The sequence below is a fragment of the Paraburkholderia franconis genome, from assembly GCF_009362735.1.
GTDB classification, from domain to species: Bacteria; Pseudomonadota; Gammaproteobacteria; order Burkholderiales; family Burkholderiaceae; genus Paraburkholderia; species Paraburkholderia franconis.
In genome coordinates, this window is sequence record NZ_WHNP01000017.1 from 49,072 (window position 1) to 68,878 (window position 19,807).

General features: G+C 62.9%; 17 protein-coding genes and 3 tRNA genes. 11 read left to right on the plus strand and 9 right to left on the minus strand.

Annotation, left to right across the window (positions count from 1 at the left end; genetic code table 11):
- Positions 1-33 precede the first annotated feature (33 nt).
- Positions 34-525, plus strand: coding sequence for a phage protein NinX family protein (locus GCT13_RS19535; protein ID WP_152760675.1), 492 nt, complete (start codon positions 34-36; stop codon positions 523-525).
- A gap of 103 nt (positions 526-628) precedes the next feature.
- On the opposite strand, the gene GCT13_RS19540 is transcribed toward GCT13_RS19535, so the two are convergent.
- A tRNA-Arg gene (locus GCT13_RS19540) sits at positions 629-705 on the minus strand.
- 93 nt (positions 706-798) lie between these two features.
- A tRNA-Arg gene (locus GCT13_RS19545) sits at positions 799-875 on the minus strand.
- A 120-nt stretch (positions 876-995) separates the two neighbouring features.
- Between GCT13_RS19545 and greB the strand changes: the two genes are divergently transcribed.
- Entirely contained in the window at positions 996-1,571 is a 576-nt protein-coding gene (gene greB / locus GCT13_RS19550) for a transcription elongation factor GreB (RefSeq protein ID WP_152760677.1), read from the plus strand.
- A 142-nt stretch (positions 1,572-1,713) separates the two neighbouring features.
- Here the strand turns inward: greB and GCT13_RS19555 are convergent, their stop codons facing one another.
- Together GCT13_RS19555 and GCT13_RS19560 are read right to left on the minus strand one after the other, a co-directional pair.
- Positions 1,714-2,877, minus strand: coding sequence for a porin (locus GCT13_RS19555; RefSeq protein ID WP_152760679.1), 1,164 nt, complete (start codon positions 2,875-2,877; stop codon positions 1,714-1,716).
- Between the two features lie 523 nt (positions 2,878-3,400).
- Positions 3,401-3,643 carry a hypothetical protein gene (locus GCT13_RS19560; protein WP_152760681.1) on the minus strand — a complete coding sequence of 81 codons (243 nt, stop codon included), beginning with the start codon at positions 3,641-3,643 and terminating at the stop codon, positions 3,401-3,403.
- A 410-nt stretch (positions 3,644-4,053) separates the two neighbouring features.
- Here GCT13_RS19560 and GCT13_RS19565 point away from each other — a divergent pair, with 410 nt between their 5' ends.
- Positions 4,054-4,257, plus strand: coding sequence for a cold-shock protein (locus tag GCT13_RS19565; RefSeq protein WP_152760683.1), 204 nt, complete (start codon positions 4,054-4,056; stop codon positions 4,255-4,257).
- A 340-nt stretch (positions 4,258-4,597) separates the two neighbouring features.
- Positions 4,598-5,782, plus strand: a complete 1,185-nt coding sequence (locus GCT13_RS19570) for an exonuclease domain-containing protein (RefSeq protein ID WP_152760685.1) — start codon at positions 4,598-4,600, stop codon at positions 5,780-5,782.
- On the opposite strand, the gene GCT13_RS19575 is transcribed toward GCT13_RS19570, so the two are convergent.
- Together GCT13_RS19575 and GCT13_RS48440 are read right to left on the minus strand one after the other, a co-directional pair.
- Complete coding sequence (locus GCT13_RS19575; RefSeq protein WP_152760687.1) at positions 5,779-6,375, minus strand: chorismate mutase; 597 nt, start codon at positions 6,373-6,375, stop codon at positions 5,779-5,781. The two genes, GCT13_RS19570 and GCT13_RS19575, sit on opposite strands and share 4 nt — an antisense overlap.
- 342 nt (positions 6,376-6,717) lie before the next feature.
- Positions 6,718-6,867, minus strand: coding sequence for a hypothetical protein (locus tag GCT13_RS48440; protein WP_177200428.1), 150 nt, complete (start codon positions 6,865-6,867; stop codon positions 6,718-6,720).
- 222 nt (positions 6,868-7,089) lie between these two features.
- Between GCT13_RS48440 and GCT13_RS19580 the strand changes: the two genes are divergently transcribed.
- From GCT13_RS19580 to GCT13_RS19595, 4 genes are all read left to right on the plus strand, one after another.
- Positions 7,090-7,470, plus strand: a complete 381-nt coding sequence (locus tag GCT13_RS19580) for a DUF2946 domain-containing protein (RefSeq protein ID WP_152760689.1) — start codon at positions 7,090-7,092, stop codon at positions 7,468-7,470.
- A gap of 174 nt (positions 7,471-7,644) precedes the next feature.
- A complete protein-coding gene (locus GCT13_RS19585; protein ID WP_152760691.1) occupies positions 7,645-10,011 on the plus strand; it encodes a TonB-dependent receptor in 2,367 nt (788 codons plus the stop codon).
- A complete protein-coding gene (locus tag GCT13_RS19590) occupies positions 9,999-11,348 on the plus strand; it encodes a sialidase family protein (protein WP_152760693.1) in 1,350 nt (449 codons plus the stop codon). The genes GCT13_RS19585 and GCT13_RS19590 overlap by 13 nt, the downstream gene beginning before the upstream one ends.
- Positions 11,345-11,812: a thioredoxin domain-containing protein gene (locus GCT13_RS19595; protein WP_152760695.1), complete on the plus strand. Its 468-nt coding sequence runs from the start codon at positions 11,345-11,347 to the stop codon at positions 11,810-11,812. The genes GCT13_RS19590 and GCT13_RS19595 overlap by 4 nt, the downstream gene beginning before the upstream one ends.
- Positions 11,813-11,845: 33 nt before the next feature.
- On the opposite strand, the gene GCT13_RS19600 is transcribed toward GCT13_RS19595, so the two are convergent.
- Positions 11,846-12,778, minus strand: a complete 933-nt coding sequence (locus GCT13_RS19600) for a LysR family transcriptional regulator (RefSeq protein WP_152760697.1) — start codon at positions 12,776-12,778, stop codon at positions 11,846-11,848.
- Positions 12,779-12,877: 99 nt separating this feature from the next.
- Between GCT13_RS19600 and GCT13_RS19605 the strand changes: the two genes are divergently transcribed.
- The 3 genes from GCT13_RS19605 to GCT13_RS19615 all read left to right on the plus strand — a co-directional run bounded on the left by GCT13_RS19605 (position 12,878) and on the right by GCT13_RS19615 (position 18,508).
- Complete coding sequence (locus tag GCT13_RS19605) at positions 12,878-14,119, plus strand: CaiB/BaiF CoA transferase family protein (RefSeq protein ID WP_152760699.1); 1,242 nt, start codon at positions 12,878-12,880, stop codon at positions 14,117-14,119.
- Positions 14,120-14,121: 2 nt separating this feature from the next.
- Positions 14,122-15,261, plus strand: a complete 1,140-nt coding sequence (locus GCT13_RS19610; RefSeq protein WP_152760701.1) for an acyl-CoA dehydrogenase family protein — start codon at positions 14,122-14,124, stop codon at positions 15,259-15,261.
- A 355-nt stretch (positions 15,262-15,616) separates the two neighbouring features.
- On the plus strand, positions 15,617-18,508 hold the full coding sequence (locus tag GCT13_RS19615) for an autotransporter family protein (RefSeq protein ID WP_152760703.1): 2,892 nt from the start codon (positions 15,617-15,619) through the stop codon (positions 18,506-18,508).
- Positions 18,509-18,583: 75 nt separating this feature from the next.
- On the opposite strand, the gene GCT13_RS19620 is transcribed toward GCT13_RS19615, so the two are convergent.
- Both GCT13_RS19620 and GCT13_RS19625 read right to left on the minus strand, forming a co-directional pair.
- A tRNA-Thr gene (locus GCT13_RS19620) sits at positions 18,584-18,659 on the minus strand.
- An 83-nt stretch (positions 18,660-18,742) separates the two neighbouring features.
- On the minus strand, positions 18,743-19,759 hold the full coding sequence (locus tag GCT13_RS19625; protein WP_152760705.1) for a class 1 fructose-bisphosphatase: 1,017 nt from the start codon (positions 19,757-19,759) through the stop codon (positions 18,743-18,745).
- Between the last annotated feature and the right edge of the window lie 48 nt (positions 19,760-19,807).

A 19,807-nucleotide genomic window follows, 5' to 3' on the forward strand; every position in this document is an offset into this window, starting at 1 on the left:
CAAGCCTTTGCCTGTTTTCACGGGAACAACGCGATGAACGTAGCTGATCTCTCCGGCCTCGCGCTCGACTACTGGGTCGCGCGCAGCCTGCACGACTTCGTGCGCGAAATCCACTTCACCGATAGCGGCCGCGTCGTCTCGATACGCGGCAACGACCGTGGCCGTCCGTGGGATGGGCGCTTCACGCCGTCGACGTCATGGGAAGCGGCGGCCGTCGTGCTCGAACGCGCGCAGCGGCTCGAAGTGCGCGAACGCACGCGCGAGGGCGCGGCGCACTGCGTCGCCGACTTCGAGGGCGGGCACGGGGCGGTGTCGGCGCATGGCGAATCGCTGCGTAATGCGCTGCTGAGGGCCTTCGTGATCAGCCGCTTCGGCGATACCGTCGATGACGTGCTGCGCCAGCCTCAGGCGCTCTTTGGGATGCGCGCGACGCCGATCGGCGAGCAGGCTTCGCCGTTGGGCATCGAGAACGAACTACTGAAGCCGGATGGCGAAATCGGCGATATCAAGTCGACGCCGCGTTGACGCGAGTCATCAGGCGCAGCACGATCGGAAGACCGGAGATAGCAGAAGGCAAAAACGGCCGCAGAAAGACAAAGGGCCTTCCGGATGGAAGGCCCTTCATGGGTGGCGCGGCTGGCAGGATTCGAACCCACGACCCCTTGGTTCGTAGCCAAGTACTCTATCCAACTGAGCTACAGCCGCACGCTAAACTTGAACTGCTGGGTGGCGCGTACTGCATCGCGTACAACCCGTTGAAACGAAAGGGCCTTCCTGGAGGAAGGCCCTCGAAAGAGGTGGCGCGGCTGGCAGGATTCGAACCCACGACCCCTTGGTTCGTAGCCAAGTACTCTATCCAACTGAGCTACAGCCGCACGCAGAGATGAGATTATAGCAATGTCTCGGAAAAAGGGAAGGGCTAACCCTGAAATTTGTGACGGCAGCCGTATCATGTACGCTTGGTATAGGGATGTCCGTTTGAACGCTGAATCATCATGAACAAAGCCTTTGTTAAAGAATCGACTGACGAGAACGACGACGACCTCGAAACCTCTCAACCCGACGTGCCCGCGGGCGCGAAGAACTACATCACGCCGGCCGGCTACAGGCGCTTGCGCGATGAACTGCTGCATCTGATCGACGACGAGCGGCCGGAGGTGGTCAAGCTGGTGTCGTGGGCGGCATCGAATGGCGACCGCTCCGAGAATGGCGACTATATCTACGGTAAGCGGCGGCTGCGCGAAATCGACCGTCGTATCCGCTTTCTGACCAAGCGCATCGATCTGGCCGAGGTCGTGCAAAGCAGCCGGCAGGAAAACACCGATCAGGTGTTTTTCGGCGCGACCGTCGAATATGCGACGGAGGACGGCGAGACGCACACGGTGAAGATCGTCGGCATCGACGAGGTGAATCTGGACGAGGGGCATGTCAGCTGGATCTCGCCGATCGCGCGCGCGTTGCTGAAGGCGAAGATCGGCGATCAGGTGACGTTGCATACACCGGCAGGACCGCAGACGATCGACGTGCTGGACGTGATCTATCCGACCCGCGAGGAAGAGGGGGACGCGTAGGCGGCTTGAGAGGCGCGTGAGGGCTGTAACGTCGCCGATGAAGAGCAGCGAGGACCGGAAAACGAGGACCCGCGCGAGAAACGAGGACGAAAAAAAGGCGCCGCAAGCGGCGCCTTTTTCATGCTGCGAGTACTGCTGATGCTTAGAAGCGGTGACGCAGGCCAGCCGTCACAGCGACTTGCTTCTCGTTGCCCGACGCGTTCAGACCGTTGATGTTCGCGTTGACGAGCGAGTTTTCGCTGACTTGCTGGTATTCGCCCTGCAGGTAGACGTCGGTACGCTTCGACAGCGCGTAGGCCGTTTGCAGGTTGAACTGGTTCCAGTGCGGGCGCTCGCCAGCGATGCTCGAGCGGGTGTACGTGTACGAACCGGCGATGCTGATAGCCGGCGTCAGAGCGTAGCGTGCGTTCGCTTCGAAGTTCTGGAAGTGACCGCTGTTGCCGCCGAAGCGGTTCTGCAGACCCTGATTGCCCGACGCGCCCTGGCCGATGCCTGCCCACTGCGACAGGTTCGTCTGCGAGTACACGAGGCCGACGGTTGCCGGGCCGAACGTGTAGTTCGCGCCTGCGCCCCACGTCTGCTGGCGGCCAGCGAAGAACGTGTTGTCGCCCGTGACTGCGCCGCTGCCGTTGAACGCAGCAGCCGCGCCCGTTGCGCCGTTGCTGTTCAGTTGCAGGTAAGCAGCAGCGAGGTTGAAGCCTGCGAAGCTGTACGACGCGCCAGCGCTGTACACGCGGTTGTTCGCGAAGCCGTCAGCCTGGTTCGAGAAGCCGTACAACGCGCCAAACTTGAAGCCCGCGTAGTTCGCGCTCTGGTACTTGACCGAGTTGTTGACGCGGAACGAGTTGTTCAGGTTGTCGTTGTCGAACGGGTGGGCGAACTGCGTGCCGCCGTATTGCGTGCCCGTCAGCGACAGCGGACCGACGTAGTCGACCATGCTGTCGTATTGACGGCCGAGGGTCACAGCGCCGAACTGATCGCTTGCGAGACCGACGAACGCCTGGCGGCCGAATAGACGGCTGCTTTGCTTCATCGTGCCGTCATTGATGCCAAAGCCGTTTTCCAACGTGAAGATTGCCTTCAGGCCGCCGCCGAGGTCCTCAGCGCCGCGCAGGCCGAAACGGCTGCCGTTCACCGAGCCGCTCGTCATCTGGACGTTGCTGTGACCCTGGTTCGGGCCCGTTGCCTGGTTGTTCGTATATGTGATGCCGGCGTCGATCAAGCCGTACAGCGTGACGCTGCTTTGCGCATGCGCAGCCGTTGCAAATACGCCCGTCAGGGCAGCGACCATGAGAGTCTTTTTCATCTTTGTAACTCCGAGAACAGGATGGGTTTTAGTACCCAGGCTTGAAGGAAACTTCACGCGAGCGCTGCGAGAGGCAAATCGCGTGAACAACGCACGGTGACCGACGTGCGTTCGTTTCCGGGTAGGCAAAGTGTAGAGAGGTGGCTCGCCAGATGGCCGTTCCGAATTTCGCAATAAAGTATTACGGGATAGGAAATTATCGAGCGAAAGCGTGAAAGCCTTATTCAGAAAGGCTTTCCGGCTGATTGAGTCGTGCCAGGAGAGGGTGTCAACCTTTACGCGTTGTTCAATTGCGACACGAAATGATGTGCGAAAACAACGCGAAAATGGCGCAATTCAGATTGTTGTCAACGTTGAAATAGTAGTTTGCGCGATGCGCATCTATTCAAATTCGTATCCAACGCTATACTGAAAGTTCTGCTTTTCGAAGCAGACTTTTTCGTTGACGAAAAAGATCTCCAAACCTTTGTCGGCGCGACTTTCTCCAAGTCGCGCTTTTTTTACCTGCGCTTACCGCATCGATTTATTGATGCTTTCCATCCGGAACGACGGGAGCAAATTCAAGTCCCGGCGTCAGGCTCCAATCTTCGATCACATAGTGACGTGCGTCCATTGGGGATGACAGCAGGTTCTGCCAGTGATCGCCGTGCCACATCGGATCGAACTCCAGCGCCGACGTGCGCTGCGCCGACGCATCAGCGCGCGGCGCGTCTTTCGGGGAGCGGAACAGTTGGGTGGCGATGCGGAGGAGGGTATCGAACAACATGGCATTTCTCCAATTGCGAACTGCTGGCTAGAATCTTGCGATTCAGGTGTTACCTTAACAACCCGTGGAAACACTTACGAAAGACACGATTTGTTACATAGCGGAAAAACTTGCCCGCCTGTCATTGTTATAGCAGATGGGAACCGGCAATACAGACCGATTTTATTCCGCATACTTTAAGAAATTTCGTGCGTACGCGCGCCTTTATGGCCGCTTTGACGTACATCCAAACGCCGATTTGAAACCGCTTGACGCCTCCAGCCGGTTCCCCGTATAAATGCCATGCCGGATTTTCGATAGCGGGACGTTAATCTGTGCTTACGCATATATTTCCGTTTTTTGAAATTCGTGAATCGTAATCGGCATTAAATGGAATTGCCTGTTTAGTCAAATATCGAGGAAAGTGGAATATGGAAACCGGTATCGTCAAATGGTTTAACGATGCTAAAGGCTATGGCTTTATCACGTCCGACACGGGCGGCGAGGATCTCTTCGCGCACTTCTCGGAGATCCGTGCGGAAGGCTTCAAGTCGCTGAAGGAGAACCAGCGCGTGTCGTTCGACATCAAGACCGGCCCGAAGGGCAAGCAGGCTGCCAACATCCAGCCACTCTGATCTTCATCGAACGTTCGCTCCCGGATAAACACCCTCGCTTTTCGAGGGTTTTTCATTTGTCGCGTGATGAACTTAATGCGGCGCCACAGAATCCATTCCGCTTTGGCCGACAGGGTTCGAAAACGTTTTCTACTGCGCGCGGATGATCCGGATTAATGCCACAAACTAGGCGTAATCCCTGATTGATGATTTATTTATGACAGGCAAGTCGAAATAAACATAATCCGACGAGCGGTAAAAGGGTCGAGCGCAAATTCCCATGACGTGAAAATCGCGCGCGCAAGCAATGCCGTCGATAGGGCATACTTGTACCAAGTCCCGCATTGCACAAGTTTTTCTCATGTCCGTACCGTTTCTGCCTGATCCGGCCCTCGATCTGCCGATCGCCTTTGTCGACCTCGAAACTACGGGCGGCTCCGTAGGCACTCACCGGATCACGGAAATCGGCATCGTCGAATTGGAGCCGCACGGTGCGTCCAGCTGGACCACCCTCGTCGATCCCGGCCAGCCGATTCCCCCCTTCATCCAGCAGTTGACGGGCATCACCGACGACATGGTGCGCGGCGCGCCCACGTTCGAATCGATTGCTGCCGATCTGTTCGCGCGGCTCGAAGGCAAGCTTTTCATCGCGCACAACGCCAGTTTCGATCGCGGATTCCTGCGCAATGAGTTCCAGCGCGCGGGCTACGCATTCAATCCGGACGTGCTGTGCACCGTGCGCCTGTCGCGCGCGCTGTTCCCGGCGGAAAAGCGCCACGGACTCGATGCGCTTGTCGAGCGGCATGCGCTCGTGCCGTCGGACCGACACCGCGCGCTTGCCGACGCCGATCTGCTCTGGCAGTTCTGGCAGCGTCTGCACGGCCTGGTCCCCGTCGACGTGCTGCGCGCGCAGATCGACAAGACGATGCGTCGTTACCAGCTGGCGGGCGATATCACAGAGGATCTGCTCGATACCGCGCCACCCGGCTGCGGCGTGTACGCGTTTTATGGCGAGAACGACGCGCCGCTGTACGTCGGTCGAAGCGTGCGCGTGCGGCAGCGCCTGCGCTCGCATCTGACGGGCGAGCGACGTTCGTCGAAAGAGATCAGGCTTGCGCAGCAGGTGCGGCGCGTCGAGTGGCGCGCGACGGGCGGCGAGATCGGCGCGCTGCTCGCGGAAGCGCAGTGGATCGCGACGCTGCGCCCGCCGCTCAATCGTTTGCCGCGCGTGAGCCGCGCCGATCCCATCGATGCGCCCTGGCCTTACGAAGGTGCGATTGCGTTCGAGGAGCGCGATGCGTCGGAAGGCGCGCGCGTCTTTCATGTCGTCGACGGGTGGCGCTATCTCGGACACGCTCCGTCGTTGGCCGAAGCCTCGGCGCTGCTTGCTGCCGACACGCGCGGCGCGTTCGAGCTGTCGACATGGCGCATCCTCCAGACGCACCTCGCGCGCGGATTGCGCGTGCTGGCGCTGTCCCGCGCGCCCGGCGAGGCAAACAAAGCCGCTGTGGCCGCGCCAGCGACTGCAGCCATCGACGCGGCCTAGCCCGTCGCCCCGACGCCCCCCGCTTCGCACACATGCCCGAGCGCTCGCGTGAGCGCGGCATTGCGCGTGTTGTCGTAGCGGGTGAGCGATTTCCAGTTGTCGATGCCGCGTGCGACGCGTGTCGGGCAATCGTCCTGCGCGCGTAGCGTCTGCGCGCGCGCGAGCGCAGCGATCAGAGATTGCGTCAGCTTGTCCAGTTGCGGCCTCAGGCTGGTTGCGAGATCGGGCGCTGCGCCTTCGGGCGGCCGGGTGGCGCGCCACGAATCGAACAGCGCGTTCTGTACGTCCTTGCTCGCGTCGATCTGATCCTGGAAGAACGCGCGCGCGAACGCGGGATCGACGCCCGCCTTCGTCGCGCGCTTCTCGACGTCGGCGAGCAGCGCCCGCTCGCGCGGCGTATCGGTGATCGGCTGATGATGGGCCCACTTGTAGCGCGCGACAGGCTCGGCCAGCGACAGACGCTGCGAGACGAGCGCGATCAGATTGGTGAGCGCGGTGTCGTCGCCATCGGCGCGCGCGGGGGGCGGCGCGAAGATCAGGGCGAAAGAAAGGATGATCGCGCCAAGCGCGCCCAGGTGAAGCGAACGGATCATTGAGCTTGAGACAGCCCGAAGCTGCGCACGAAGGAAAACACAGAAGAATAGACGAAGCGCGCGGCACGCGTCCCGCATGTGCATCGACGGCCGCGCCGTAGCCGGGAAAAACGCGGGGACAAGTCAGCGAATACGGACGAGCGCGCTTGCGTCACGTTGACGCGCGATTAGCCGTCGCTCAGATGGAGAACGAAACCAGCGGCGAGTGAGGTACGAACGCAGGCATAAGCACAGGCGCGCACAGATTCCGCGCCTCGATATGCGAAGCGCACGGACGTGCATCGACATTGCGCGCATCCATCCGATGCGCGAGCCCCGATGCTGCAATGCACACGTCAACCGTTACTTCGGGTCGCACGACTTGCGTTGTTCGTCGAAGAACGCGCGAACATGCTCGGGCAGTTCCGCGCTCAGAAATTCGACGCCTGCCGGTTCCGGATCCGGGCTCGAGACCTTGTCGGGGGTCGGAATCTTCGGCGGTTTGGTGTCCATGATGTTCTCTCCTTTACGAAATCATTATCTTCCCTGGCATGTACGTCGGACCAGCGCTGCCGCACACAGCCGACGTTTTGGCGCACCCCCTGTTGCTTTAACGGCACAGCGTCCCAGGCATTGAAGCGCCTTGTTTAGAATTTAACGATTGACTTCTTGCAGTACGTCTAAACACTGTCTCGCGGCCGCTGCTATACTGCGCGCTCACTTTTTCAGGTAGCGATGGCACGCGCGACACGCTGGATCAGTCTCGTATGGCTGGCGCTGGTACTCAACGTACTGTCGCCCGTCATCGGCTATGCGCGTGCTCCCGGCTCGCAAGGCCCGCTCTCTCTCGAACTCTGTCATGCGGCCGGCGCGAAGAACGTCGTCATCGACCTCGGCGATTCGCACGACAGCACGCCGAAGTCGCACCTCGCCGTTCCGCACTGTGTCTACTGTCCGGGCTTCGCTGCGAACTTCGCACTCGGCGCCAGTGTCCCGTTCGTTCCGCCTCCCGTCCGTGCGTTTGCTTACGCGCGTGCAGTCGAGCCCGAAGTTGTTTTTGTGCGCCGCAGCGTACGCGTCGCGCAGCCCCGCGCCCCTCCCGTCACGTCGATCTGAAGCCCTTTTAGCCCGTTCGTTCGCCTGCGTCTGACGTCACCACGACGTAGCAGGCGGCGAGCCGCCGTGCGTGCCTTTTGCTCCAGGTTTCTCGCTTGCCGCTTCAGCGATGCGGCGAGCGGCTTGGGCATGCGCATCGGCAGGGCGTCTTCGATCACGTTTTCAGGACTCTTCATGCGCATCGCTTACGCTGCGCTGTCCGCACGCACTCCGCTTTCGGTGGCGTGCGCGGCAGTGCTCGCCATTCAACCTGCATGGGCCGATCAAAGTACGACCGATCGTGCCACCGCGGATACTTCGGTCTCCCATTCTTCTGTAACGAGCGATTCCGCGGATTCGTTGACGGAACCCGCCGACACGCTGCAAGCCGTCAGGGTCACGGCCGCGCGAGCCGTGCCTGCGTTCGCGCCGGATACGCCTGGCGTCGTCGAAAGCGTCACGCGCGAGCAGATCGACGCGCGCAACATCGTCAATACGGAAGACGCGCTCAAGTACGCGCCGAACCTGATGGTGCGCAAGCGCTTCACGGGCGACCGCAACTCGGTGTTCGCGGGCCGCGACTTCAACGAGTTGCAGAGCGCGCGCGGCCTCGTCTATGCCGACGGGCTGCTGCTGTCGAACCTGCTCGGTTCGAGCTATGCCTACCCGCCGCGCTGGTCGCTGATCGCGCCCGACGACATCGCCCAGGTTGAGGTGCTATATGGGCCGTTCTCGGCGCTCTATCCGGGCAACTCGATCGGCTCGACGGTGCAGATCACGACGCTCAAGCCCGAGAAGCTCGAAGCGTCGTTGGACACGCAGCTTTTCACGCAGCGTTACGACGACCCGTATGGCTTCACGAAAAGCTTTGGCGGCAATCACGAGTCGGCGCATATCGCTGATCGCATCGGCCGCTTCTGGTATTCGCTGACGCTCGACCGTCTCGAGAACAACAGCCAGCCGCTCCAGTACGCGAGCCCGGGCAGCGCGTACAACGCGAAGCTCGGTGCGCCCGTCACGGTGACGGGCGCGGCGACGGATATCGGCCCGAACGGCCAGCCCCGCGTGATCGTCGGGCCGCAGATGATGGAGCGCACCGAGCAGATCGGCGAATCCGTACGCATGGGCTACGCGCTGACCGACCACGTCGACGCGACGCTCACGCTCGGCCACTGGGAGAACCACTACAAGGACCGCGCGCAGACCTTCCTGACGGATGCCGCCGGCAATCCCGTCTATGCGGGCAATGTGACGATCGGCGGGAAGAACTACACGATCGCGCCGACGGCGTTTTCGCCTGTCAACGGCGATCAGGAGAACTGGCTCTACGCGTTCGGCCTGAACGCGCGGCTCGATTCGGGCTGGAAGCTGTCGGGCATCGTATCGGCGTACGACGTGTCGCGCGATGTGCTGCGCTCGTCGACGCCAGCGCCGCCCACTGCCTATGGCGGCGGCCCCGGCACGATCTTCTTCGGCGACGGCACGGGCTGGCGCACGCTCGATCTGAAAGCGGAATCGCCGTCGTACGCGGGCCACGCGCTGACCGTCGGCTATCACTTCGACAACTACTTCCTGCGCAACAAGACTTACAACACATCCGACTGGCTGAACGGTTCTGCGTCGACGCTCGCCAGCACGTATCGCGGCGACACGCGCACCCAGGCACTCTATGGACAGGACGCATGGCGTTTCGCGCCGGGCTGGCTCGCGACGCTCGGCCTGCGCTACGAGCGCTGGGACGCATACGACGGCACGCTCGGCAACGGCACGTCGACGTTCGGCTATGCGGACCGCAGCGCGAACGCGCTGTCGCCGAAAGCGTCAGTGCAATGGCAGGCCACGCAAGACTGGCTGTTCCGCCTGTCATTCGCGACGGGCACGCGCTTTCCGACCGTCGGCGAGCTGTTCCAGGGGACGATTTCGAACAACGCGATCGTCAACAACAATCCGGGCCTGCGCCCTGAGAAGGCGATCGACTGGGACTTCACGGCGGAACGCGACGTCGGCGTGGGTGTCGTGCGGGCGAGCGTGTTCCAGAGCGACCTGCGCGACTCGATCTACAGCCAGACGACTGTCAACGGCGCATCGACGGTCACGAACATCTCGAACGTCGATCGCGTGCGCGCGCGCGGCGTCGAACTGGCGTTCTCGGGGCAGAACGTGCTGCTGCACGGGCTCGATCTCGATGCGAACGTTTCGGCGACCAACGCGCGCATTCTGTCCGACTCGGCGAATCCGTCGTATGTCGGCAAGCGCTTCCCGCGCATTCCGGTGATGCGCGCGAATCTGCTCGCCAACTACCACTTCAACCCGCAATGGCAGGGCAGCGTCGGAATACGTTATTCCGGCCGCCAGTACAACACGCTCGATAACAGCGACATCAATCCCGATGTCTACGGCGGCACCAGCTCGTTTCTGGTCGTCGATCTGAAGGCGCGTTACCAGATGGGCAAGCATTGGCTCGCGTCGGTCGGCATCGACAACCTGACGGACCGCCGCTATTACGTCTTTCACCCGTATCCGGGCCGCACGTTCTATGGAGAACTCAAATGGTCGCTTTAAGAAAATGGGCGTCGGCGCTGGCCGCCGGCTTCTCGCTGATGCTGACGATGCAGCCGTCGATGGCGCATGACGCTTCGAACGATATGCACGCGGGGCATGCGATGCCGATGGACATCGCGGGCATGGCGGACATGGCGGACATGGGCGGCATGAGCGGCATGAGCGGCATGGGATCGGGCGCCGGCGCGAAAGCCGCGAACGCAGCCAAAGCGCCGCTCGCGACGGGCGCGGCGTTCGATGCGCAGCATCGACTGTGGGTGGCGTGGGTCGAAGGGCAGCATGTCGTCGTCGCGCATTCGAGCCACGTCGACAAAGCGGGTCCCGCGCTGTCGCCGTCCGTCGCGGTGAACGCGACGCCCGAGCCGATCTACACGAGCGCCGAGAACCGTCCGAAGATCGCCGCGAGCCCGGACGCGAAGACGATTTACGTCACGTGGTCGATGCCGCTCGACGCGCCGTACACCGGCATGGTGCGCTTCTCGCGCTCGACGGACGGCGGCGCGACGTGGAGCGTGCCCGTCACCGTCCACGGCGACCGACAGCCGATCACGCATCGCTTCGATTCGATGATCGTCGACGGACAGGGGCGCATCTACGTTGCGTGGATCGACAAGCGCGATCTGACGGCGGCGAAGAAAGCGGGCAAGACGTATGACGGCGCGGCCGTCTACTACGCGGTATCGACGGACGGTGGGCAGTCTTTCCAGACCGAGCGCAAGGTCGCCGATCACACGTGCGAGTGCTGCCGGATCGCGCTGGCGCTCGACAACGAAGGCCGCGTGCAGGCGATGTGGCGCAACGTGTTCGACGGCCAGATCCGCGATCACGCGCTCGCCGTGCTGCCCGCCGATTCGCGCGAAGCCGTCGTGCCGGTTCGCGCGACGTTCTCCGGCTGGCATATGGAAGCGTGCCCCGAGCACGGCCCGGCGCTCGCGATCACGCCAGACGGCGTTCGTCACATGGCGTGGTTCAGCGTCGTCAACGGACGCGCGGATGTCTACTACTCGCGCCTCGACGCGCGCGGCAAGCCGATCGGCGAGCCGTGGGCGTTCGGCGACACAGGCAAGCCCGACGAGCAGGCGTCACACGCGGCGCTGATTTCGCAAGGCAAGACGCTGTGGCTCGCCTGGAAAGACTTCGACGGCGACACGATGCGTCTGATGCTGCGCCGTTCCGACGATGAAGGCGCGCACTGGAACGCGCCGCGCATGCTCGCGAAGACGGCGGGCGGCAGCGACAATCCGCAGCTGCTGGAAGACGCAGGGCGCGTCTATCTGTCGTGGCGCACGCAGAACGACGGCTACATGCTCGTGCCGGCCGGGGAGGGCAATCAATGAAACGAATGTGGATGGCGCTCGCCAGTGCCTTGATCGCTGTCGGCGCGCACGCCGCCGGTCTCGAGCCGCTGCGGGCAGCGGAACTGAATGCGCTCTTCGCCGCATCGCAAGGCAAGCCGCAAATCGTCGAGATCTGGTCGCTCGATTGCAGCTACTGCCGCGAGAACGCCGCGCGGATCGTCGAATGGCAGAAGCAGCATCGCAATGTGCGCCTGACGATGATCGCGATGGACCCCATCGACGACAACGCCGCTGCGTTATCGCAAGTGCTTGCGTCGCTGCCGTTGCCGCCGCACACCGCGCTCTATGCGAACGCCGAGGCGACCCCCGACAAGCTGCGCCGCGCGCTCGATCCCGACTGGCACGGCGAGATGCCGCGCACGCTGCTGATCGACGCGCACGGAACACGGCAGGCGACGAGCGGATTGTTGCAGCCTGCCGTGCTCGACGCCTGGCATCGGTAGCGCGCAGCGGGCCATTTTTTCGCGCTGCGTGCTTCACGCGCGCGAGCGGCGGGGCGTATGTCCCGCGCGTGCGGACATCGCCTCGTTCACCGCGTCGCGCATGCACTGCGCAACGAGCTCCGACGCATTCGTGCGCGAGGCGCGCGCGGGTCGCGCAATCACGAGCGGCTGGCGTATGGTTTCTTCGCGAATGGGCCGCTCGATCGCGCCCGTCGATGAAGAAGTCATTTCGCTTTGCGTGATCAGCAGCGACACGCCGAGGCCATGCGCGACCATGCTGCGCACGAGCTCGAGCGACGTCGCCCGATAGCGCACTTCGGGCGCGAGCCCGCATTGCCAGAACGGCGCCATCAGAAATTCGCGGCTGTGCGGCAGATCGATGAGGATCAGCGGCTCTTTCGCGAGCTCGTGCAGCGATAGCTTGCCCGCCTTCTTCGCGAGCTTCGATGCGGCGGGCACGAGCGCGTAGGGCTTCAGTTCCGCGAGACACTCGCGTTCGATATCGGCGGGCAGGCCGACGTCGTACATCAGCGCAAGCTCGATGTGGCTGCTGCGCAATCCTTCTTCGAGCTGCACGAGGTCGCCTTCGACGAAGCGTATCGACAGGTCCGGGAAGCGCGTACGCGCAATGCGCAGCAACGCGGGTAGATAGACGGGCGCAATCGTGCTGAAGACACCGATCTGCACTTCCCCCGATGCCGCGTCGCCGCTGTCGTCGGCTTCGAACGATGCGGCGGCGTTCAGCAGTTGACGCGCTTCCGCGAGCTTGCGCACGCCGAAGCGCGTCAGCGTCATCTTTGCGCCCGTTTCGCGCGTGAAGAGCGTGTCGTCAAACAGCGATTCGAGTTCACGTATCGCGACGGAAATGGATGGCTGCGATACGTTCAACTGCTTTGCCGCGGCTGTCGTGCTGCCTGTTTCCGCTGTCGCCGTGAAATAGCGCAGGAGCCGCAACGAGACACGCATCGGAAAATCCTATAGGTGCTAGTTCAATTCGATATTTTACTTGATAGGCTGTGCGAGCCGAGAATCGGCGCATCGAACCCCTGGTGAAAGGAGCCGTCGATGTTCCGTTCGAATCTGCCGCTCGAAGGGCTGCGCGTGATCGATTTCTCGCGCGTGCTCGCGGGCCCTTATTGCACTGCGCTGCTCGGCGATCTGGGCGCCGATGTGATCAAGATCGAGCCGCCCGCAGGCGACGACTATCGCGCAATCGGCCCCTTCACCGAGGACGGCGAGAGCGGTCTGTTCGCCGCGATGAACCGCAACAAGCGAAGCATCGTGCTCGATCTGAAGACCGATGCGGGGCGCGAGCTTGCGCGCGCGTTGTGCGCTGACGCCGATGTCGTCGTCGAGAACTTCAGGCCGGGCGTCGCGGACAAGCTTGGCATCGGTTATGCCGCGTTGAGCGATATCAATTCGTCGCTCGTGTATGCAAGCGTGTCGGGCTTCGGTCAAACGGGACCCGAGTCGCATCGCCCCGCATACGACATCATCCTGCAAGCGATGTGCGGGCTCATGGACGCAACCGGCTCGCCCGATGGACCGCCGACGATGATCGGCGAATCGGTATCGGACGTCGTCAGCGGTCTCTTTGCGTCGTGGGGCGTGCTCGCGGCACTGCTCGCGCGCGAGCGGAACGGCAAGGGCACGCATGTCGACGTGTCGATGTTCGATGCGACGCTCGGCCTGAGCGTCACCCTCGTCGCGCGTTATGCCGCAACGGGAATCGCGCCGCGCCGCGTCGGCAACCGTCATCCGTCGTCGGCGCCGTTCGGTGTCTATCGCGCGGCGGACGGCTTCTATGTCGTCGCGGTGCTGAACAACCGCTTGTTCGGCGCGTTCGCGCATGCCATCGACGCGCCGCATCTCGCGAGCGATCCGCGCTTCGCCAGCGATGCGTCGCGTTGCCATCACGAAGCCGATCTGCGCGCGACGATCGAGGCGTGGTCGGCGTCGCGCACTGTCGACCAGGTCAATCGCACGCTCGGTGACGCGGGCATTCCCGTCGCGCCGATCCGCAATCTCCAGGAAGCGTTGGAAAGCGATCACGCGGCCCATCGCGCGCTGCTGACGCAGGTGCAGCGCGAAGGCAAACACACGGCGCGCCTGCCTTCGCAGCCGGTGAAGTTTTCCGCGTACGAAGTCAAGCGCGTGTCGCCTGCGCCGGCGCTTGGCGAGCATGCCGAAGCGCTGTTGCAGCAACTCGGCTACGACGCGGAAGACATCGCTTCGTTGCGCGAGCGCGGCGCGTTTGGCGCAGGTGCATCGAACCAGGACAGCGCATATCAAGAACGAGGAGCGTAACCATGCATAAGCGGCTGGGTATCGAGGACAGCGATCTGGAGATCGCCGAAGCGATCTCGCGTTTCGCGCAAAGCGAACTTGCACCGCATGCGGCGCAAGTCGATCGCGATGAGCTTTCGACCACGCGCAATGTCGCTCAACTTGCCGAACTCGGTGTCATGGGCATGAATCTGCCCGAGCGTTGGGGCGGCGTGGATGCGTCCGCTGTTGCGATCGTGCTGTCGCTCGTGGAGATCGCGAAGGCATGCGCATCGACGTCGTCGATGATCGGCGCGCACTATCTCGCGACGGACTCGATCCTGATCGGCGGCGACGATGCCGTGCGCGAGCGCTATCTGCCCGACGCGGCTTGTGGCCGCAAGCTCGGCGCATTCGCGTTGACGGAGCCGCGTGCCGGTTCCAATCCCGCCGACATGTCCACGCGCGCGATACGCGAGGGCGACGGCTATCGGATCACGGGCGTCAAGCACTTCATCTCGAACGCGGACGCCGCGGGCTTTATCGTCGTGTATGCGAAGACGGATGCCGATGCGGGCACGCGCGGCATCAGCGCATTCGTGGTCGACCGCGAAACGCCGGGCGTCCACGTTGCGCCCGCTGAAAAACTGATGGGCATACGCGGCGCGCCGGCACATGAGGTGGCGCTCGATTGCCGTGTGCCCGCCGCGAATCGCCTGGGCGCGGAGGGCAGCGGCTTTCGCACGGCGATGAAGGTGCTCGACAACAGCCGGCTCGATGTCGCCGCAACGAGCATCGGCATCGCAGAGGCGGCGCTGGCGCATGCCGTCGAATGGCTGAAGACGCGGCACGTCGGCGGCGAGCCTCTGTCGCACAAGCAAGGCCTGCAATGGTCGATCGCCGATATGACGACGCGTCTCGAAGCCGCATGGCTGCTGACGTTGCAGGCGGCGGCAAAGCGTATGGCCGGCGAGCCGTTCACGCAGCATGCGTCGATGGCGAAGCTCTACGCGTCGGAGATGGCCGCATTCGTCACCGATGCCGCGTTGCAACTGCATGGCGGCTATGGCTTCACACGTGAGATGCCATTGGAGCGGCTCGTGCGCGATGCGCGCATTCTGCGCATCTACGAGGGTTCGTCGGAGATACAGCGAACGGTGATTGCACGTTCGGTTTTGGCGTGAACGATTCGAAGCACTTACTTATTGCCTGGACGCAACAGAACTGAACGCGGCTTGTGTTGCGCGAATAATTGTCTATGCTGATTTGAAATGCGCGCACCGCGAAGCAGAGATCCGATGGCCTTGCGCTGTCCTGAACATCTGCTGGAGCGCAGGATAATTTCTAACTCGTCAATCATCCATGTGCCGCACGCGTTTGCCGCTTCATCTGTTGTGGCGCGCGGTTCCCTCAGCGCTCAGCTTCGTCTGCGCGCTGCGCTATGACGCCGCGTTTGCCGCATGCGACAACACGGCGCCAGCATCGGGCGAAACCGCGACGTGTAGCTCCGCGTCTCCGAACCCTTCGACGACGCCGGTCGTGACTTTGCCCGGCAGTGTCAACGTAACGGTGAACGTGCAGGCTGGCGCCGAACTCGACGTCAGCGCGGGCAATGCCGTCCTCGTGCGCGACGCGAGCACGGTGACGAATCTCGGCACGCTGAACGTGCTGGCCAACGACTTCGATGGCATCTCCGCGCAAGGCGCGGGTGCAGGGCGCAACGTGCTCGTCAATCGCGGCATGATCTCGACGATTAGCCCGCTATCGGAAGGCATGTTCAACAGCGCAGCCGCCGTGACGATGCTGAACGACACGACGGGTGTCATCCATACGGGCGGCAACAACGCCGTCGGCATGCACGACTTTCTGAGCCCGGGCGGCGGAACGCTGACCAACAACGGGCAGATATCGACGACAGGCGACGGCTCGCACGGCATGGCCGCGCTCACGCACGACGACACGCTGACCAACAACGGCGCGATCACGACGAGCGGCCCCAACGCGCACGGCATCTTCGCGAACGGCGGCGCAGTGGGTTCGCCGGGCAACAACACGATCACGAACGGCGGCACGATCACGGTATCGGGCGAGAACGCGCACGGTATTGTTTCGCTGGAGTCAGCGCCCGGTGCCATCACCAACAGAGGTTCGATCGCGGCGAGCGGCGGGGGCGGCCTCGGCGCGTTCATCGTCGGCAGCGTGACGTTCAACAACGAGGCAGGCGCCAGCGTGATCAGCCGACAGGCGAACGGCATCATCGCGAATGGCGGCGGCACGTTCATCAACGCGGGCACGATCGAGGCGCTAAGCGACGGCATCACGCTCGGCGGCGCGGCGACTGTCACGAACACGGGGTCCATTGCGAGCACTGGGAGCGCCGCGATCCTGTCGCACGGCACTGGCGCGATAACCGTCGTCAACGCCGGCAGTCTCAGCGGCTTGCGGGCCGTCGGTACCGATGCGGGCAACGACGTATTCACGATGACGGCAGGCTCGACGACGGGCGCCGTCGATCTCGGCGATGGCGACAATGCCGCGACGATCAGTGGTGGCGCGGTCGGCCAGGGAATCACGACGGGCGGCGGCGCGGATACGTTCGTCTGGTCGGGCGGCACGATCGCGGGTGCCGTGACGCTCAGCGCGGGCAACGATACAGCTACGCTGCAGGGAGTCACCGACAGCAACCTGGCGACACTCACTTCGCTCGATGGCGGACCGGGCAATGACGCGTTGACGCTGTCGAACGCACGGCTCGGTGGGTCGCCGAGATTCGTCGACTGGGAGACTGTGAATCTCACGAACGCGAGTCAACTGACGCTCGACAAGAGCGGTCTCACGCTCGGCGACAGCGGCACGGCCACGGGCACGCTGAACATTGATTCGACGAGTACGCTGTTCGCTGGCGGGCTCGGTGATCCGCCCATTTCTCCGGCGGTAGCGGGACAACTCGTCACCGTCAACAATGCCGGTACGATCGACCTGACCAACGGCGGATCGAGCACAAGCGATACGCTTGTGATCAACGGTAACTATGTCGGTATGAAGGGACGGCTGCTGTTGCAAAGCCTGCTAGGCAGCGACGGTTCGCCGGCAGACAGGCTCGTCATCTCCCAAGGCACAGCGACAGGAAGCACGACGATCGGCGTGACGAATGTCGGCGGAGGCGGCGGCGCGACGAACGCGAATGGCATTCTCCTCGTTCAGGCGATCAACGGCGGAACGACGGCGGCAAGCGCATTCACGTTGGCGTCGCCGCTGATGGCGGGCGCGTACGTCTACTATCTGTTCAAGGGCGGTGTGGATGCGGGTACCGCGGACAACTGGTATCTGCGGTCGAGTGTTGCCGCGCCTGCGCCGACATCAGCACCAGCACCTACGCCTACGCCTACGCCGACTCCTTCTCCGCAGCCGGCGCCAATGCCCGCCGTCGGCACGCCGCCCTTGCCGCCGTCACCGCCGCCCGGCTCGCCGCCGATTCCGCTCTATCGGATGGAAGCGCCTGTCTATGCCGCCGTTCCCGTCGTCGCGCGAGCGCTCGGCGTCGAACAGATGGGCACTTTTCATGAACGGCAAGGCGCGCAGATGCTGTTGAACGAGACGGGCAGGCTGTCCGCGGCGTGGGTGCGCGCATGGGGCGAGCATGCGGAAGTGACGAGCGGCGGCACAGTCGAGCCCGCGTTCAGCGGCACGATCGGCGGCGTGCAGGCCGGTCATGACCTGTACGCGGACGGCACGCCCAACGGCCATCGCAATCACTACGGCGTGTTCTTTTCTTTCGTGCGCGCGACGGGCGACGTCAATGGTTTCGCGCTGGGCTTCCCCGATTTCGCGGCCGGGCATCTGTCGATCAACTCGACGGGAGCGGGCGCGTACTGGACGCATATCGGGCCGGGCGGCTGGTACACGGATGCCGTGATCGTCGGCAGCTCATTGTCGGTATCGCCGTCGTCGAACGAGGGCATTTCGGCATCGACGAACGGCTATGAAATCGGGGCTTCGATCGAAGGCGGCTTTCCGGTTCCGTTGACCGCGAGCCTGAGCGTCGAGCCGCAGATCCAGTTGATCGTGCAGCACGTTGGCATCGACGATCTCAACGACGGCGTATCGAGTGTGTCGTTTCATGCCGCGAACAGCGTTGTCGGGCGGATCGGTGCGCGCGTGCAAGGACAGGTCGAGCAGGGAGGCAATGCGTTCCAGCCCTTCGCGACTGTGAACCTGTGGCGCAACTTCGGCGGCACCGATTACGCGACGCTGGGTCCGACGGCGCTTTCCGTCAGCGATGCGGCGACTGCGCTGCAATTCGATATCGGCGTGGTTGCGAAGGCAAGCAGGCGCGCGAGCGCATTCGCGAGGGTCGCGTACACGATGAATGTGAACGGATCACATCGGAGTGTCGTGGGCGGGAACGTAGGCGTGAGGTGGAGCTGGTGATTCGAGCTGTTGATTCGATCCGGCAGAAAAGCAAAAAGCCCAGTCGCGAGGACTGGGCTTTTTGATTGAATCTGCTGGTGCCGGAAAGAGGAATCGAACCCCCGACCTTCGCATTACGAATGCGCTGCTCTACCGTCTGAGCTATTCCGGCGCCGTTGTTACTTCCGTTTTGGACGTCAGCAACGAAGAAGCAAGATTATAGGGTGCCGTTTATCCAGTTGGCAAGTGCTTTCTTTAATTTTTCTTTTCCAGATGGTAGCGCGTCACGCGATCCACCTCGTTCTTCGAGCCGAGGAACACCGCAACGCGCTCATGGAGGCTCTTCGGCTGGATGTCGAGAATGCGCTTTTCGCCATTGGTCGCGGCGCCGCCCGCCTGCTCGACGATGAACGCCATCGGGTTTGCTTCGTACATCAGGCGCAGCTTGCCGGGCTTCGACGGATCGCGCTTGTCGGCCGGATACATGAAGATGCCGCCGCGGCTCAGGATGCGATGCACGTCGGCGACCATCGATGCGATCCAGCGCATGTTGAAGTCGGCCTGGCGCGGGCCGTCCTTGCCTGCGTTCAATTCGCCGATGTACTGCTGGACGGGCTCATACCAGTGGCGCTGGTTCGACGCGTTGATCGCGTACTCGCGCGTCTCGACAGGGATGCGCATGTCGCTTTGCGTGAGCACCCACGAGCCCAGTTCGCGATCGAGCGTGAAGCAGTTGACGCCGTTGCCCGTCGTCAGCACGAGCACGCTCTGCGGACCATACACGGCATAACCCGCCGCGACCTGCTCCGTGCCTTTCTGCAGGAACGATTGCTCCGTCGGCTGCTGGCTGTCCGGGCAGCGCAGCACCGAGAAGATCGTGCCGATCGACACGTTCACGTCGATGTTCGACGAGCCGTCGAGCGGATCGAACACGAGCAGATACTCGCCCCTCGGATAGTTCGCGGGGATCGGGAAGAACTGTTCCATCTCTTCCGACGCCATGCCGGCGAGGTTGCCGCCCCATTCGTTAGCGTCGAGCAGGATTTCGTTCGACAGGATGTCGAGCTTCTTCTGCACTTCGCCCTGGACGTTCTCGCTGCCGGCTGTGCCCAGCGCTTCGCCGAGCGCGCCCTTGCTGACGTGGTAGCTGATGGCCTTGCACGCGCGCGCGACGACTTCGATCAACAGACGCAGATCAGCGGGCAGGTTGTTGTTTTCGCGCTGCTGCTCGATCAGATACTTGGTGAGAGTGGTACGACGTTGCAAAGACATTGCTGTACTCCGGAGAGGCTTGGGAATACCTGGATTTTAACCTTTCGA

What these genes read in the sequence shown, in the direction of transcription:
- GCT13_RS19595 (WP_152760695.1), top strand. Translation starts at nt 11,345, where the DNA reads ATGAAACGAATGTGGATGGCGCTCGCCAGTGCCTTGATCGCTGTCGGC.
- GCT13_RS19600 (WP_152760697.1), bottom strand. Translation starts at nt 12,778, where the DNA reads ATGCGTGTCTCGTTGCGGCTCCTGCGCTATTTCACGGCGACAGCGGAA.
- GCT13_RS19610 (WP_152760701.1), top strand. Translation starts at nt 14,122, where the DNA reads ATGCATAAGCGGCTGGGTATCGAGGACAGCGATCTGGAGATCGCCGAA.
- GCT13_RS19535 (WP_152760675.1), top strand. Translation starts at nt 34, where the DNA reads ATGAACGTAGCTGATCTCTCCGGCCTCGCGCTCGACTACTGGGTCGCG.
- GCT13_RS19625 (WP_152760705.1), bottom strand. Translation starts at nt 19,759, where the DNA reads ATGTCTTTGCAACGTCGTACCACTCTCACCAAGTATCTGATCGAGCAG.
- GCT13_RS19590 (WP_152760693.1), top strand. Translation starts at nt 9,999, where the DNA reads ATGGTCGCTTTAAGAAAATGGGCGTCGGCGCTGGCCGCCGGCTTCTCG.
- GCT13_RS19605 (WP_152760699.1), top strand. Translation starts at nt 12,878, where the DNA reads ATGTTCCGTTCGAATCTGCCGCTCGAAGGGCTGCGCGTGATCGATTTC.
- GCT13_RS19565 (WP_152760683.1), top strand. Translation starts at nt 4,054, where the DNA reads ATGGAAACCGGTATCGTCAAATGGTTTAACGATGCTAAAGGCTATGGC.
- GCT13_RS19560 (WP_152760681.1), bottom strand. Translation starts at nt 3,643, where the DNA reads ATGTTGTTCGATACCCTCCTCCGCATCGCCACCCAACTGTTCCGCTCC.
- GCT13_RS19555 (WP_152760679.1), bottom strand. Translation starts at nt 2,877, where the DNA reads ATGAAAAAGACTCTCATGGTCGCTGCCCTGACGGGCGTATTTGCAACG.
- greB (WP_152760677.1), top strand. Translation starts at nt 996, where the DNA reads ATGAACAAAGCCTTTGTTAAAGAATCGACTGACGAGAACGACGACGAC.
- GCT13_RS19575 (WP_152760687.1), bottom strand. Translation starts at nt 6,375, where the DNA reads ATGATCCGTTCGCTTCACCTGGGCGCGCTTGGCGCGATCATCCTTTCT.
- GCT13_RS19580 (WP_152760689.1), top strand. Translation starts at nt 7,090, where the DNA reads ATGGCACGCGCGACACGCTGGATCAGTCTCGTATGGCTGGCGCTGGTA.
- GCT13_RS48440 (WP_177200428.1), bottom strand. Translation starts at nt 6,867, where the DNA reads ATGGACACCAAACCGCCGAAGATTCCGACCCCCGACAAGGTCTCGAGC.
- GCT13_RS19585 (WP_152760691.1), top strand. Translation starts at nt 7,645, where the DNA reads ATGCGCATCGCTTACGCTGCGCTGTCCGCACGCACTCCGCTTTCGGTG.
- GCT13_RS19570 (WP_152760685.1), top strand. Translation starts at nt 4,598, where the DNA reads ATGTCCGTACCGTTTCTGCCTGATCCGGCCCTCGATCTGCCGATCGCC.